The 14018-nt window shown below is 64.6% G+C and carries 9 protein-coding genes and 1 pseudogene; 5 read left to right on the forward strand and 5 right to left on the reverse strand.

Annotated elements, in window-relative coordinates; all coding sequences use genetic code 11:
• A pseudogene (locus ACESMY_RS19510) lies at positions 1 to 656 on the forward strand (hypothetical protein); the annotation flags it as partial.
• The gene (locus tag ACESMY_RS19515; protein ID WP_372786288.1) at positions 653 to 1540 is read left to right on the forward strand and encodes a F0F1 ATP synthase subunit gamma; all 888 of its coding nucleotides are present in this window, start codon (positions 653 to 655) and stop codon (positions 1538 to 1540) included. The pseudogene ACESMY_RS19510 and the gene ACESMY_RS19515, both read left to right, overlap by 4 nt.
• Positions 1541 to 1611: 71 nt before the next feature.
• Here ACESMY_RS19515 and ACESMY_RS19520 read toward each other — a convergent pair whose 3' ends face one another.
• Together ACESMY_RS19520 and ACESMY_RS19525 are read right to left on the reverse strand one after the other, a co-directional pair.
• Positions 1612 to 2949 (reverse strand): SulP family inorganic anion transporter, encoded by a 1338-nt coding sequence (locus ACESMY_RS19520; protein ID WP_372786289.1) that lies wholly within the window; start codon positions 2947 to 2949, stop codon positions 1612 to 1614.
• A 201-nt stretch (positions 2950 to 3150) separates the two neighbouring features.
• On the reverse strand, positions 3151 to 4215 hold the full coding sequence (locus ACESMY_RS19525) for a zinc-dependent alcohol dehydrogenase family protein (protein WP_372786290.1): 1065 nt from the start codon (positions 4213 to 4215) through the stop codon (positions 3151 to 3153).
• A gap of 218 nt (positions 4216 to 4433) precedes the next feature.
• On the opposite strand from ACESMY_RS19525, the gene ACESMY_RS19530 reads away from it, so the two are divergent.
• Together ACESMY_RS19530 and ACESMY_RS19535 are read left to right on the forward strand one after the other, a co-directional pair.
• Positions 4434 to 5933 carry an NAD(P)H-hydrate dehydratase gene (locus ACESMY_RS19530; protein ID WP_372786291.1) on the forward strand — a complete coding sequence of 500 codons (1500 nt, stop codon included), beginning with the start codon at positions 4434 to 4436 and terminating at the stop codon, positions 5931 to 5933.
• Between the two features lies 1 nt (position 5934).
• Positions 5935 to 6918: a zinc-dependent alcohol dehydrogenase family protein gene (locus ACESMY_RS19535; protein ID WP_372786292.1), complete on the forward strand. Its 984-nt coding sequence runs from the start codon at positions 5935 to 5937 to the stop codon at positions 6916 to 6918.
• Positions 6919 to 7114: 196 nt separating this feature from the next.
• Here ACESMY_RS19535 and ACESMY_RS19540 read toward each other — a convergent pair whose 3' ends face one another.
• The 3 genes from ACESMY_RS19540 to ACESMY_RS19550 all read right to left on the reverse strand — a co-directional run bounded on the left by ACESMY_RS19540 (position 7115) and on the right by ACESMY_RS19550 (position 9196).
• Positions 7115 to 7888: a PRC-barrel domain-containing protein gene (locus ACESMY_RS19540; protein ID WP_372786293.1), complete on the reverse strand. Its 774-nt coding sequence runs from the start codon at positions 7886 to 7888 to the stop codon at positions 7115 to 7117.
• A 95-nt stretch (positions 7889 to 7983) separates the two neighbouring features.
• Positions 7984 to 8274, reverse strand: a complete 291-nt coding sequence (locus ACESMY_RS19545) for a hypothetical protein (RefSeq protein WP_372786294.1) — start codon at positions 8272 to 8274, stop codon at positions 7984 to 7986.
• A 370-nt stretch (positions 8275 to 8644) separates the two neighbouring features.
• Complete coding sequence (locus ACESMY_RS19550) at positions 8645 to 9196, reverse strand: response regulator (RefSeq protein WP_372786295.1); 552 nt, start codon at positions 9194 to 9196, stop codon at positions 8645 to 8647.
• A 457-nt stretch (positions 9197 to 9653) separates the two neighbouring features.
• Between ACESMY_RS19550 and ACESMY_RS19555 the strand changes: the two genes are divergently transcribed.
• Positions 9654 to 14006: a chemotaxis protein CheB gene (locus ACESMY_RS19555; protein ID WP_372786296.1), complete on the forward strand. Its 4353-nt coding sequence runs from the start codon at positions 9654 to 9656 to the stop codon at positions 14004 to 14006.
• The last annotated feature ends 12 nt before the right edge of the window (positions 14007 to 14018 follow it).

Consider the following 14018-nt stretch of genomic DNA (forward strand, 5'->3'; position numbering starts at 1 on the left):
CGCTGCCGATCATCGAGACCGAGGCCGAGGACATCTCGGCCTACATCCCGACCAATCTGATCTCGATCACCGATGGCCAGATCTATCTATCGCCCTCCTTGTTCGAGCTGGGCGTCCTGCCGGCGATTGATGTGGGCAAGTCCGTGTCGCGCGTCGGCGGCAAGGCCCAGCATGCCGCCTATCGCGCCATCGCAGGTGATCTGAAGCTCGCCTATGCCCAGTTCGAGGAACTCGAAACCTTCGCCAGGTTCGGCGCCCGCCTGGATGACGACACCCGCAAGACGATAGAGCACGGGCGACGCATCCGCGCGTGCCTCAAGCAAGGGGAAGCCGCCCCGGTGCCGGAGGCTGCGCAGATCGTGGTTCTGTTGGCGCTGACCGCGGGCCTGTTCGACCCCGTGCCGCTCGACCAGATGACGGCGGCCGAACAGGCCGTCCAGGTCGCGGCAGACCAAATCCCGGCCGAGGTGCGCGCTCGCTTCGACAGCGCAGGCAAGCTGAGCGACGAGGACCGCAAGAGCCTTGTCGAGATCGCCCGCCAGGCCCTCGAGCCCTTCCAACCGAAGGCGGAAACCGAGGCCAAAACCAAACCGGTCGACGCCGCTGGCGGTAATCCCTCAGATTCCCAGCCCGCGAAGAGCGCTGCTGCACCGTGATTGACACCGCCGAAAGCCTGCGCCGAAAGATCGGCAGCGCCGGCGAGCTCCAGTCCGTGGTCCGCACCATGAAGGCGCTGGCGGCCTCAAGCATCGGGCAATACGAAAAGTCCGTGCTGGCGCTGGCCGATTACGACCGGACCGTTGAACTAGGCCTGGGCGCCTGCCTGAGGGCGATGCACCTGTCGGCCCCCCTCATGAAGCCCGGCCTGCCTACCCGCCACGCGGCGATCAGCGCGATCGTATTTGGATCTGATCAGGGACTGGTCGGTCAATTCAACGACGTCGTGGCCGAGCATGCGATCAAGGCGCTGGCGGACCTGCCCGGGAAGCCGCAGGTCTGGGCGGTCGGCGAACGGGTTCGTGCGCGCCTTGCCGACGCGGGGATCGAATTGCTCGGACTCTTTACCGTGCCAAACTCAATCGAAGCCATCTCGTCTCTCGTCGGTCGGATTCAGATCGAAAGCGAAACCCATCGGGCGGCGACTGGGAGCGACAGCCTTTGGGTGTTTCACAATCGTCCGCAAGCCGGCGCGCTCTACGCACCGGCCAGCCAGCGGCTATTGCCGCTCGATCGTCAGTGGAGCCAGCGCCTGGCAGACATTCCTTGGCCCACCGCCAATCTCGCCGAGATCGTGGGCGACCCAGTCGCCAGCCTGCACGCCCTGGTCCGCGAGTACCTGTTCATTTCGCTGTTCCGCGCCTGCGCCGAGTCCCTTGCCAGCGAGAACGCCAGCCGCCTGGCGGCGATGCAACGGGCCGACAAGAACATCAGCGACCTGTTGGAACAGCTCCACGCCACATCCAACCAGCTGCGTCAGAGCGACATAGATGAAGAACTGTTCGACGTCATCTCAGGCTTCGAAGCGCTCGTCGGGGCGTAGCAGGCCCCTGTAGAACGGCCATGAAAATCGACACCAAGCCATTCCGGGCAGGCATCCGGCTCGAGCGACCATCACCGCCTCCTGTGGGAACGTCCACTCGCCCTGGGGCCTAACCTTGTACATGGCCTGCCATCGCCCTCTTCAGGAACCGGGCGCTTCAGCATGGCGAACAGCGCCGCGAGCACACAGCCCGCGACAATGCCGGAGGTGAGGTCTCTGACGAGTGTGAGCACGAAGGTCGCGAGCAGCACGGCGGCGGTCCGCCAATTGCGCAGCAGGCGGGCGAATTCGGCTTTCTCGGCCATGTTCCAGGACACCACCACTAGAACGCCAGCGAGGGCGGCCAGGGGTACGAAGCTGGCCAGAGGCGCGGCAATCAGGATGAAGAAAAGCAGGAACGCCGAATGCAACATGCCGGAGATCGGGGTGACGCCGCCCGCCCGGATGTTGGTGGCGGTCCGGGCGATGGTTCCTGTCACGCTGATGCCGCCGAACAGCGCTGAGACCACGTTGGCGAGCCCCTGAGCGATGAGTTCCATGTTCGAGCGATGCTTACGGCCGGTCATGCCATCGGCGACCTTCGCTGACAGCAGGCTTTCGATGCCGCCGAGCAGGGTGAACGACAGAGCTGTTGGCAGGAGCTGCAGCGCCAGGTGAAGGTTCATCACCGGTAGCCGCGGGATAGGCAGTTCATGGGGCAGGCCGCCGAAGCGGCTGCCGATAGTCGCCGCCGGCAGTTGGAAAACGGCGGCGGCGGCGGATGCCAGGGCAACGGCGATCAGCATCCCCGGCCACGCTGGCCGATAGCGCCGAAGCACAAAGATCAACGCCGCTGAGCTGACACCGAGCGCGAGCGCCGCCGGCGCCAACGACGGCAGGGCGGAAGTCAGCGCGGCGAGCTTGGGGAGCAGCGGGACCGGTTCGGGGGCGATGAGACGCAGGCCGCCCAGATCCTTCAGTTGGCTGGCCCCGATGGTAACCGCGATGCCGCAGGTGAATCCAACCGTCACTGCGTGGGGAATATGGCGGATGAGCGAGCCCAGTCTCAATGCGCCCAACAGGGTGAGCATCAATCCGGACATCAGCACGGTCAGGAACAGGCCCTCGACACCAAACCGCGCGACTGTGGCGGCCACCAGCACGATGAACGCACCAGCCGGCCCCCCAATCTGGAATCGGCTGCCGCTGAAGGCGGAGACCACGAAGCCACCGACGATGGCCGTGTACAGCCCGCGCTCGGGTCCGACTCCGGAAGCGACGGCAATCGCCATTGAGAGCGGCAGGGCGACGATCGCTACCGTGACCGCTGCCGTGGCGTCCTTGCGCAAGAAGGCGAGGCTGTAGCCCTCTCGCAGGATCGTCGCGAGCTTCGGCCTCAACTGGTTCGTGGTGGAGGTTCCATCAGGCATGGCGTGTCGATCTTCCGGGACCGACCGTCATCCCCTTACCCTGAGCCCTTGGCGCTCGACCTTCATCTGTGTCCGGGTGAGGCTGTTGGAAGAAGCCTGTTCATGTGGCCTCCAGCTCCCGCTCCCCCGCCACGACCTTCGGAACCCTGTCCGCGAAGGCGAGGACGACACGAGACGGCGCGTCCACCTGCGCCACGCGCGCTACGCCTCGAGGATCACCTTCAGCGCCTTGGTCTTTGCAGCGTTTCCGAAGGTTTCGTAGGCCTCGACGATGTCCGCAAGCTTGAAGCGGTGTGTGATCAATTGCTTCGGGTCGATCTTCCCGGCCTTCAGCACCTTGAGCAGCATCGGCGTGCAGAAGGTGTCGACGAGGCGCGTCGTCAGGCTGATGTTGCGGTCCCACAGCCGTTCGAGGTGGAGCGCCACCGGCACGCCGTGTACGCCGATGTTGGCGATGACCCCGCCGGGCGCGATGATCTGCTCGCAGAGCTCGAAGGTCGCGGGCACGCCGACCGCCTCGATGGCGGTGTCGACGCCGCGATTGTCGGTCAGCTTCATCAGGGCCTCAACGGCTTTGCCGTCAGAGCTGTTGATGGTCTGGGTCGCGCCGAAGCGCTTGGCGACCTCAAGGCGATTGTCATCGAGGTCGATCATGATGATCTCGCCCGGCGAATAGAACTGGGCTGTCAGCAGCGCGGCCAGCCCGATCGGCCCAGACCCGACGATCGCCAGGGATGAGCCAGGCTGGACCTTGCCGTTGAGCACGCCGCACTCGAAGCCCGTCGGTAGGATGTCGCTCAGCATCACCAGGGCTTCCTCGTCGGCGCCTTTGGGGATCGGATAGAGGCTGGTGTCGGCATGCGGCGTGCGGACGAACTCGGCCTGGGTCCCGTCGATGGTGTTGCCGAGGATCCAGCCGCCGGTCGTGCAGTGGGAGAACATCCCCTTGCGGCAAAATTCGCATATGCCGCAGGCGCTGACGCAGGAGATCAGCACGCGGTCGCCGGGCTTGAAGGTCGTGACGGCCGCGCCGACACTGTCGATGACGCCCACGCCTTCGTGGCCGAGAATCCGACCCGGTTTACAACTCGGCAGATCGCCCTTGAGAATGTGGAGGTCGGTGCCGCAGATGGTGGTCTTGGTGATCTTCACGACCGCATCGGTCGGATTGATAATCGTGGGCTTGGGATGGTCTTCGAAGGCCTTCTTGCCCGGGCCGTGATAGACGAGGGCCTTCATCATCGAGATCTGGGTGATAGCGTTCATCGATGACACCTTGTGGCCTGAACTTGTGGGGCGAGCCGAAGACCCGCTTCATTCGTGACCCCAAGACTGAGTGCCGCGGCCGGCGGCGGCGAGGGTCGGAAACTACTCAACCGCGATAGTCGAGATCGGGGCGCGCCGCAGACCGCGCCGGGTTGCGTAGATTCCGAGCCTCAGGGGCCCGCGGCGGACGGCCTATGTCCACCTCAGACTAGGTGATCATGGACAATTCAATAGCGCGGCGGCCGTACAATCTGACCCTTCTGACCCCCAGACAGATGGCGTGCGCTGATCGCCAGGCGGCGGCAGGCGGCGTGAGCGGGGTCGATCTGATGGAAGCTGCCGGCCGCGCTGTCGCGGCAGCCGTCATCGCCCGGTGGTCACCTCGGGCGACCACGGTGCTCTGCGGGCCAGGCAACAACGGCGGGGACGGCTTTGTCACAGCGCGCCACCTCGCAGCCGCGGGCTGGGCGGTGAGGGTGGCGCTGCTTGGCGAGCGGGATCAGCTGTCCGGCCCCGCCGCCCACCACGCGGCCCTCTGGCCAGACACGCCTGCGGCGCTCGCCCCCGAATGTCTCGACGGGGCTGCGTTGGTCATTGACGCGATCTTCGGCGCAGGCCTGTCGCGACCGGTCAACGGTCCGGCTCGGGCGATCCTGGAGGCCCTGGGCGCTGCAGGTGTGCCGGTTTGCGCGATTGATGTCCCCAGCGGTCTCGACGGCGCTACCGGACAGCTGCGCGGAATAGCGGTCGCCGCCGACATGACCGTCACCTTCTTCAGGAAGAAACCCGGCCATTTGCTGTTTCCAGGCCGCCGGCTGTGCGGGGATTTGGTGCTTGCGGATATCGGCGTTCCCGACAGCGTGTTGGAAGCAATCGACCCGAAGACTTTTGAAAACGGGCCATTGCTCTGGTTGGATCGGTACCCCTGGCCGCAGGCCGAGGGACACAAGTATCAACGCGGCGAGGTCTTGGTCCTGGGCGGCCCGCATATCGCGGGCGCCACGCGCATGACAGCGCGAGCCGCTATGCGCATTGGCGCGGGCCTGGTTACCTTGGCGGCCCCGACGGCGACCTGGGCGATCGATGCGGCGGCCCTGGCGGGCGTCATTGTCTCCGAGTTCCGCGGGGCCGACGGCTTGAGTAGACTTCTGGCAGACCCGCGGCGCAACGCGATCGCGATCGGCCCCGGCGCTGGCGTCGGCAAGTCGACGCGGCGCTACGTGTTGTCAGCCCTGGCGACCAAACGTTCCGTGGTGCTCGACGCCGATGCGATTACCGCCTTCGAGGCAAGGTCAAAGACGCTCTTTGACGCCATCTCGGGGCCGTGCGTGCTGACCCCGCATGCCGGCGAGTTCGCCCGGTTGTTCGGCAAGCTGGCCAAGGCAGCCGACAAGCTTTCGCGAACCCGACAGGCGGCGGCGCAAAGCGGCGCGGTCGTGGTGCTCAAAGGCCCAGACACCGTGATAGCTGCCCCGGATGGCCGCGCGATCATCAATGCCAACGCCCCGCCGCAACTCGCCACGGGCGGCAGCGGTGATGTGCTGACCGGATTTGTGGCGGGCCTGATCGCCCAGGGTTTGCCTGCCTTTGAAGCTGCCGCCGCGGCGGTCTGGCTCCACGGCGCGGCCGGGTCAGCCTTCGGGCTCGGGCTGGTCGCTGAAGACCTGGCCAACGTCTTGCCCGGCGTCCTGCAGGACCTTGCGAGGCGTGTGAGCTGACATGCAGGCCATGGTGCTGAACAAGATCGGCTCGCTGCTTCAATGGACCGAGCTCCCCGATCGAATGCCGAGTGCAGGACAGGTCCGCGTCAAGATCGCCGCCTGCGGGGTGTGCCGAACGGACCTGCACGTCGTCGACGGCGAGCTTCCGCATCCGCAGACGCCGATCATTCCAGGCCACGAGGTCGTCGGCCGGATTGACGCGGTCGGGGAAGGCGTCGCCGGACTCCAGGTGGGTCAGCGTGTGGGCGTTCCCTGGCTTGGCTACACCTGCGGGACTTGCCCCTACTGCGTCATGCATCGCGAAAACCTCTGCGATCACCCGCTGTTCACTGGCTACACACGGGACGGTGGGTTCGCGACGGCCACGATCGTCGACGCGCGATACGCTTTCCCGCTTGGCGACGCCGGCAGCGACGTTTCCCTGGCGCCCTTGCTGTGCGCCGGCCTGATCGGCTGGCGTTCGCTGACGATCGCAGGGGCGGGCGCGACCCTGGGAATCTATGGGTTCGGCGCGGCCGGGCATATCGTGGCCCAGATCGCCAGATGGCAGGGCCGCTCGGTCTTCGCCTTCACCCGGCCAGGCGACCTGGCTGGCCAGGCCTTCGCGAAGAGCCTGGGCGCTGTTTGGGCGGGTGGCTCGGATGAAGCACCACCCGAGCAACTCGATGCGGCGATCATCTACGCCACTGTCGGCGATCTCGTGCCCCTGGCGCTGAAGGCGGTCCGCAAGGGCGGGCGGGTGGTGTGCGCGGGAATCCACATGAGCGATATTCCCGGTTTCCCGTATCGGTTTCTCTGGGAGGAGCGACAACTGCTCTCGGTCGCCAACCTGACCCGGCAGGACGGCCTCGATTTCCTGGCCAAGGTCCCGGAGATTGGCATCGTCACCAAGACGACGACCTATCCGTTACAACGGGCCAACGAGGCGCTCGCCGATCTCCGCGCCGGGCGGTTCGAGGGCGCGGCCGTTCTGACGCCTTGACCCGGCAAGGCCAGGTCGGCCGTCAGTTTGAATGTTGCGAGATCGACGCAGACATTCCCGCCTCGCAGAGTTCAACGCGCCTTAGGCCGCCCCAAATGCGCGGCTTGAGTTCGCGTTTGACATGAGGGTTCACACCACGCGGCTCCGTCCGCAATGATCGCCCCGCGGCGCCGAGCAGGGGTATCCCGGCCGCCGATCAGGCGACCTCGGCCAGGGTCAACCGGTCGTAGTATTGATGAAAATCACGCTCATAGGCCCTGTTGATGAGCTCGGCTCCCGTATAGGCCGGACTTTGACTCACGCCACGCCGGTCCACGCTGAGGTCAATCGACCTTCCGGCCCAGTCCACCGTTAGTATCGACCGGGGCGAGATCAGCACACGCTTTCCCGGCCACCAGTGGCCCGTCTCCACGACCAGGTAGCGAAGGCTCCAATCGCCGTCTTCGATGATGAAGTCGGCGACGTGCCCGATGTCGCCGTCGCGGGCGTGGATGTGGTAGCCGGCCAATTCTCGAGCACTGCGCAGGTGGGGATCGCTTCCGAGGCGTTGCGCCACCTGGTCTTCCGTTTCCCGCGGCGCCGAACTGGGATCGCCAGGCGGTGTCTGTGCGCCCGTGTAGCCATAGCCGCTCAGGTAAAATCCTGAAGACCAGTAAGGCGTCCACCCGTAGTGGTCGTAGAGGTTGTGTTCCATGAGCCGCGAGACGGGCTCATCGGTATTGATGTTGGGACTTTCGCGGACCTGTTGCTGGGTTAGCCGGACCGCGAATTGATGCCCTATGTGATTGACGTGGCCAAGGATCGACGGGGGCAACAGAACGTGGCGGCCGAACAGCCAGGAACCCGTATCAGCCACCAGCCAACGCACACGCCATGTGGCGTCGTCGAACAGATAATCGACGATCGAACCGATCGGCCCATCCGTCGCCCCAACCGCGTAGCCCGCGATCTCGGATATCGGCCGCAACATGACGTGAACCCTCAACTATCGGATGTGCGGAGAGCCTAGGCCCGAAGCGAATACGCGCGTCAGCGACGGAATCTACTCAGAGCGACGGTCTCATCTCACTCCGATGGGGTCGGAGTGGGACGCAGATCGCCGCCGATCATCGCGTGCCAGTGAGGAGCGTAATGCGGCGCCAGACGCGCTTCAAACGCATCAAGCCGCCGGGCCAGCCTTTCGGTCTCAGGTACCGCCTTGGACGTCTCCACCAGGACCGCGGGCCGATAGGCGGCGATCTCGCGCATCAGGCTCATGAGTTTCTCATGACCAGGCGTCCCCTCCACGAGCGGGATATCAAGAAGGCGCGTGGCTTCATCGAGTTTGAGTTCGAATTGCGTATGGCTGCGGATCATCGGAAAGCATCCTGCTTCTGGAGGCCGCCTGGGTTGGCCCTGGCGGCGATCATAGGGCGACTCATCGGATGTCCCCGGCTCGCGCCATGGCGAAATTGCCCGGCGCGGGCATTCCCCGGCATGAGCGCGGGTCGCGGGACCAGACGACAGGGTCGGAATCTACCCACGCGTCGGCACGCCGAGACTTAGCCGCGCAACCAGATGCTGGGAGCAAGCGCTGCAAGCGCCTCACCGAAAGTGAGTTGAATAGGAAGCCCAGGTTGTCGCCGAAGCGGCGCGGTTGGGTCTCAAACGTCGTCGCCATGCCGTCCGCGTCGCGGGGCCAAGTCTGCTGGATCATCTCGGTAGCAAACGTTCGCGCCGAGTCCGGTCAGGTGGTCGGATTGCTGGCGAAGGTAACCTCTATCGCGCGTGCCAGGTGATGGTCCTGAAACGGCTTGCGCAGCGTGATCACGCCAGGATCGGACCGGTCGCCAGTTAGCACGTCGCCGGTCATGAAGATGTGGGGCACCGGGCCTGCGAGCAGGATCTCTGCCACGGCCCCGGTCCCGCTCCCAGCGCCCAGATGGACATCAACCAGCAAAAGATCTGGCCGATAGCGCGCCGCGGCCGCCACCGCGTCTGCCTGAGTGGCCGCTATGGCGCAGATTTCGTGCCCCATCGCTTCGAGCGTTTCAGCGATCAGGGTCGCGATCATGGCATCATTTTCAACCACCAGGATGCGCAGGGGATTGAGCCCTTCAGGGGAGCCCACCGCCCCGCCCTCGTTCAGCCAGGCTTGCGCGAGGACATGTTGTTCGGAACCGGCCTCCGCCGCCTGGACGGAGCGCGCGACTGCGTTCCGCGCACCGTCGGCGAGGAGGTCGTCGGCGCCAGACTCCAGGAGCGCATCGCGCGGAGCTTTGGGGCCAGGCTTGGTCATTGTCTCCTCGTCGAATATGGCGTCTGCCGCTCTACACGGAATCAGTGGGGGGATTGGCCGGCCTCGCTGCGGTCCCTATTCTTCTCGGCGCCGGAGCCGAAGGTGTATCCGACGCCAACTGCGATCCTCTCGCGCGAAGACTGGCCCGTGGCACCGACGGCGCTTTCGCGGCGATGTTCAAGGCTGCGATGGCGTCAAGAGCGCCCGAACTCGCGAGTTTCATCGCTGACGTCCCCTTCACACCAAACCCTATCGGCGCGATGGTCCACGCAGCAGCGTCGGAAACTACTCAGAGCCGAGTCTGATTGCGTTTTCTGCTTTGAGGCCGGAACGAAAGTTCCGCCGACGCGCTATTTTCTCCGACTAGCAAGACGCTTATCTCAGCCGGTCAGGCTGGCGCATTCTTTGTTAGACATAGCCGGTGCTTCCTCAAGCACCACCCCACCGAGATAATTTTATGGCGGTTCGCCAACCCCAGCACGCTGGCACGGTAAAGGTGCGGGCGAAGTTTGGCGCTTCGGCGCCCCCGACTCGGGCCGCGCCGCCCGCTGGCGTGTTCGTGGTCGCGGTGGGCGCCTCCGCGGGCGGCCTCGACGCCTTCAGCGCTCTGGTGCGAACCCTGCCGGCGAACGGGGACATGGCCTTCATTCTGGTCCAGCACCTGGATCCCAACCACGACAGCCTGCTCGTTGAACTCCTGGCCAACTGCACGTCGATGCCGGTGCGTGAGGCCTGCCACGGGATGCCTATCGAACCTGGAGAGATCTACGTCATCCCGCCCGGCGCTTACCTGGCGCTCGCAGGCAGCGTGTTTCAAACCTCGGAGCCCAAAGCGCCTCGGGCTGTGCGGCTGCCCTTCGATTTTCTCCTGCGCTCGGTCGCTAGTGAGTGTGGTGACCGAGCTGTCTGCGTCGTGCTCTCCGGCACGGGCACGGACGGGACGATCGGGTTACAAGCCATCAAACAGGCCGGCGGATTTGTAATCGTTCAGGACCCCTTGGAAGCTGCCTACGACGGCATGCCCCAGAGCGCTGTGTCGACCGGGGTGGTCGACCTTGTCATTCCGCTGGCGGGTATGATGGCGGCCCTGGTGAAGCGCCGCGATACCGCTCGTGTCCCGGTCAGGGGCGCGGTCACCACCGCCGATACTGCCGACCCCTTTGACGCCATCCTTGATCTTCTGCGCCACAAGACCAGCCATGACTTCAGGCCCTACAAGTCGGGCACGCTTGACCGTCGCATCGAGCGGCGCATGGGCCTCGCCGCGATCAAACCCAACGATGTGGCGCTCTACCGGGACCTGCTGGAGCGCGACGCTGGAGAGCTGGAGACTCTCGCAAAGGATCTGCTGATCAATGTCACCAGCTTTTTCCGCGATCCTCAGGTGTTTGAATATCTCGCGACCAAGACCATTCCCGAGCTCATCGCAAACCATGCCCCAGACCAGCCGGTAAGGGTTTGGATCGCCGGATGTAGCACCGGGGAGGAAGCCTTCTCTGTGGCCATTCTGCTGTTGGAGGCCGTGGCTGCGGCCAAGCGAGGCGTAAGGCTGCAGATTTTTGCTTCAGACGTTGATGCTGACGCCGTGGCGATCGCCCGCGAGGGCTACTACCCGGAGTCTGCCCTGAAGGACGTCTCGTCCAAGCGCCTGGCCGGCTTTTTCGTCAAGGAGGAAGGCGGCTATCGCGTCTCTCCAGAGCTCCGCGCCACACTGGTGTTCACAGTTCACGATGTGCTGGCCGATGCGCCCTTTTCGCGGTTGGACATGGTCTCCTGCCGCAACCTGCTGATCTACCTCAGCGCCACGGCGCAAGCGAAGGTGATTTCGCTCTTCCATTTTGCGTTGCGCCCCGGCGGCATCCTGCTGCTGGGCAAGGCCGAGACGGCAGGCCGCGCCAAGGGACAATTTGAGGCGGTCGCCAAGGCGGAAAGGCTCTATCGCCAAGTCGGGCTTAGCCGCCCTGGCGAGTTTGGCCAGCTGTTTGCCGGCCGCGAGCGCGGTTTGCGGGACGCAGCTGGGCGCGACGTACGCCCGCCCTCGCGCCAATCGGCGTTGGCCGATCTCTGCCGCCAGCAAATCCTGGCCAACTTTACGCCGGCTGCGGCATTGGTCACAATCAGGCACGAATGCCTTTACATGGCAGGCCCCGCCGAGCGCTACCTCCGGGTCCCCCCTGGCCATGCCACCCACGATGTTCTGGCGATGGCGCCGGCCGGCGTTCGGGCCAAGCTCCGCTCGGCCATTCATCGAGCCAGTGAGACCTTGGCACGTGTCAGCGTGGACGGCGGCCGCGTCGAACACGACGGTCATTCCCTGCGCTTCAGCATCGAAGTCCAGCCCGTCAAAAGTGGGGGCGAGACGCTCTTTCTGGTCTGCTTCGTTGAGCAGAACGGCGTCACCGAACTGGCAGGTCAGCCGAAGGGAAAAGCTGACACCGGTCGCGTCACCGCGCTCAAGCATGAGCTAGAGGCCACCAAGACCGAATTGCGCGGCGCCATCCTCGATCTGGAGCTTTCCAGCGAGGAGCAGAAGGCGATCAATGAGGACGCGCTCTCGGTCAATGAGGAGTTCCAGTCGGCAAACGAGGAATTGCTGACCTCGAAAGAGGAATTGCAGTCGCTCAACGAAGAGCTGACGGCGCTCAACGGGCAGCTTCAGGAAACGCTGGAACGGCAGCGAACGACCTCGGACGATCTGCAAAATGTTCTCTACAGCACCGACCTCGCGACAATGTTCCTCGATGGCGATCTCAAGATCCGGTTTTTCACGCCGGCAACCAAATTGCTCTTCAACATCATCCCCGGTGATGTCGGCAGACCATTGTCGGATCTCAAGCCCTTTTGGTCCGACAACACCTTGTCCCATGACGCACGGGTGGTGCTGAAGGGGCTGGTCCCCGTTGAAAAGGAGATCGAGACCGAAAGTGGGGGATGGTTCGTGCGTCGCATCCTACCGTACCGAGCCCACGACGGCGGGGTGGAGGGGGTGGTTGTCACCTTCACTGATATCACCGAGCGCAAGCGCGTGGCGAAGGCGCTCGAAGCCGCCAAGCAGGAGGCCGATCAGGCGAACCTCGCAAAATCTCGCTTCCTGGCCGTGGCGAGCCACGACCTTCGACAACCACTGCAGGCGCTGGCCCTTCTACAGGGCCTGCTCGCCAAAATCGTTCAGGGGGATCGCGCCCAGGCCCTGGTGTCCCGGTTGGCCGAAACGCTCGGCTCGATGTCGGGCATGCTCAACACCCTGCTGGACATCAACCAGATCGAGTCCGGAGCCTTGGAAGTTCATCGGACCGTCTTTCGTGTCAACGAGATCCTCGAACGGCTGAAAGCGGAATTCTCCCATCCGGCGCAGGCCAAGGGACTGGAATTGCGCAAGGTCCGCTCCAGCCTTTGGGTCGACAGCGATCCGCTGCTGCTGGAGCAGATGATCCGCAACCTGCTGGCCAACGCCCTCAAGTACACCAAAGACGGCAAAGTCCTGTTGGGCTGTCGTCGCCGCGGAGAATTTATTCGGATTGAGATCCTGGATTCCGGCGTCGGCATCGCCAAGGGCCAGTTGCAGGCAATCTTCGAAGAGTACCATCAGATCGACAATCCGGCGCGCGAGCGAAGCCAGGGGCTGGGGTTGGGGCTTTCGATCGTCCAGCGCCTCGCGGAACTGCTCCAACACCAGGTTCACGTTTCGTCGCAGCCGGGAAAGGGCTCGGTGTTCTGCATTGAGGTCGCAAGGCCCAAGGACCGACCGGGCCCTGCCGCCGCCAGATCCGCCGCGACCGTCGAGCGGCGGGAGGCAAAGGCCGGCGCGATCCTCCTGGTCGAGGACGATCCCGACATCCGCGAACTTCTCGAACAACTGTTGGGGGCGGAAGGCCATACCGTCGCCGCGACCGCCGATGGAACGTCAGCCCTTGACCTCTTGGCGACGGGATCGATCCGGCCCGACATCTTGCTGGCGGACTTCAATCTGCCGGGCGATATGAACGGGCTCGAACTGGCCGCAAAGGTCAGAGGCGCCCTGCGCCGTCAGATTCCTGTCGCGATCCTTACAGGCGACATTTCCTCAGGCACCCTTCACGATATCGCGCGCGACAGCTGCGTCCATCTGAGCAAGCCGGTGAAGCTGATTGAGCTCAACAGAGTGATCCAGGGGCTCCTTTCGCACGACCGGACGCCGGTCGCGGCGCTCGAGGACGGGGTCGAAGCGAAAGTCGACCCTCGAGTTTTCGTTGTCGACGACGATGACGGTGTCCGCGAGGCGATCTGCAGTGTGCTGGAAGACGCCGGCTGGGCGACGGCGGCGTTCAGCTCTGCCGAGGCATTCCTGAAAGCCTATCGTCCCGGCGGCTCGGCCTGCCTGCTCCTCGACGCCTACCTGCCCGGAATGGGCGGCCTTGAGCTGCTTCAGGCCTTGGCCGAGGCTGGGCATTCGCTGCCGACGACGATGATCACCGGCAATGGCGACATCGCGATCGCCGTCGAAGCGATGAAGGCCGGGGCGATGGAGTTCATCGAAAAGCCGATCGCCCGCGAGGATTTGTTGGCGGCTGTCACGCGAGCGCTTGACCACGCGCGGGATGCAACCAGCACGTCGGCCTGGCATGCCAATGCCATCATCCAGATCGCCTCTCTCACAGGTCGCCAGCGCGAGATCATGGACCTCGTGCTTGCCGGTCATCCGAGCAAGAACATCGCTGCTGATCTCGGAATCAGCCAGCGGACAGTCGAGAATCACCGGGCAGCGGTCATGAAGCGCACGGGTGTGAAATCCCTGCCGGAACTGGCGCGGCTTGCGGTTGCGGCCGTCTAATCCAAGCCGCCT

This window comes from Phenylobacterium sp. (assembly GCF_041691455.1).
GTDB lineage: Bacteria > Pseudomonadota > Alphaproteobacteria > Caulobacterales > Caulobacteraceae > Phenylobacterium.